1 protein-coding gene and 1 pseudogene are annotated in these 1,528 nt (G+C 69.2%); both read right to left on the bottom strand.

Annotation, left to right across the window (positions count from 1 at the left end; all coding sequences use genetic code 11):
* Positions 1-805 (bottom strand): NAD(P)-dependent oxidoreductase (locus tag AB0I10_RS41140; protein WP_363157851.1); only part of this gene is annotated, 805 nt, incomplete at its 3' end.
* Between the two features lie 304 nt (positions 806-1,109).
* Positions 1,110-1,277 (bottom strand): annotated as a pseudogene (locus tag AB0I10_RS41135) (IS110 family transposase); the annotation flags it as partial.
* Positions 1,278-1,528 lie beyond the last annotated feature (251 nt).

Below are 1,528 nucleotides of genomic sequence, written 5' to 3'. Positions count from 1 at the left end.
AGCCAAGCACCGCCCCCGCCCGCGCCGACACGTACACCCAGTCGATCGACGTCGGCAACGCCCATCCGAGCCGGCCGAAGCCGGCCGCCACCTCGGGGACCCGCCGCGCGATGAGCGCGGCCGGATCGCGCCGCAGCTGCTTTCGGTCCTCCGTCCGCCACGGATACGGGCCGGCGATGTTCAGTACCCCGGCCGCCTCCTGGGGGCCCAGGACGGCGAGCAGGTGAGCCTCTGTCACGTCGGCTATGTCCACGCCCCGGTAGAGCCGGTGCCGGGCCCGGACCGCCGACGGTTCAGGGAAACACCGGGCGATGCGCAGACACACCGTGCTCATCGCGCCCGCTGCGGAGAGCACCAGGCGTTCGGCCGCCCGTTTCGTCTCGTCGTAGATGTCGCGCGGCCGGCAGGTGACGTCCTCGGTGATCCAGACCGCCTCGTCCGTCGGCTCCAGCGCGTACCCGTACACCGAGGTCGAGCTCGTGTAGACGAAACGGCGCACTCCCGCAGCGGACGAGGCGTCCAGCAGGTCCCGGGTCGCCCCGACGTTGGTCTCGCGGAACTCGTCGTCCGGGTGTACACCGACGTGAGGAGCGTGCAGAGCCGCCGTGTGGACAACTGCCCTGGCCCCGGGCAGCACATGACGCCACGCCGCAGGGTCACGCAGGTCCGCTACCACGGACGTGTCGGGGGATGGCAGGCGGTCGACGCCGACGACCAGGCAGCCCGCGGCTCTGAGACGGCGCACGATCGCCGAACCGACTAATCCGGCGCTCCCGGTCACCACGGCATGCCTCGGTTGCTGCATCGTGAACACTCCCCAGGGTGAACTGAAACGGCATGACCCACCGTCTTGAGCCTAGGACGTCCTGGGGAACTGGAGTGTCCGTTCAGTCATGCGGAGATCTCGATCACGTACGGGTCCACCTGGAGACCGGGCCCTATGTCGTTCGTGCGGCCTACGTCGAGCCCGATCCGCAAACCTGGCTCACACTGGTCGAGTTGCGCTGCCTCCTCAAATGATGTGTCCGCCGATCTACCTCAGCTCGCGGTCAGACCGCGTTCGATAGAGCTGAACCGAACGCACTCTGTTCGTCGTAGTGGACGCGGTGTCAGAGGCAGTGGTGGAGCTGGCCGAGCATCCGGTTGAAGAGGTTCCTCAGGGCGGCTGCGCGCCAGTCGCCCTTCTCGCGCCGACGCCCGTAATGGGCGTGCGCGTCCGAGGACACTCGCAGAGAGGCGAAGGCCCAGAGGTACCCAGCGTGGACGAGGCGATCGTCATAACGGGCAGTGAGGACGTCGGTGCGGCCCAGGATCGTCCTCACCCTGGAGGCCGCGCTGGACCAGATCCTCATGGAGGCGCCGGTCGGCTGACCGCGACCCCTTCGGTTACTCAACGCTTACGGCGCCTGCCATGAGACCCGCGCCGCCCGGATCGTCCTCCCGTGGCGTCCTCGCCGCCCGACGGCGTACCGGCCCCGACGCCGGGCCCCGGTGTGCCTTGCCCCCTGCGGTTCGCCGAGACGACCAG

Source organism: Streptomyces sp. NPDC050636, assembly GCF_040654775.1.
Taxonomy (GTDB): domain Bacteria; phylum Actinomycetota; class Actinomycetes; order Streptomycetales; family Streptomycetaceae; genus Streptomyces.
The sequence above is the reverse complement of the archived record's forward strand: the minus strand, read 5'-3'. Positions and strand labels throughout refer to the sequence as shown.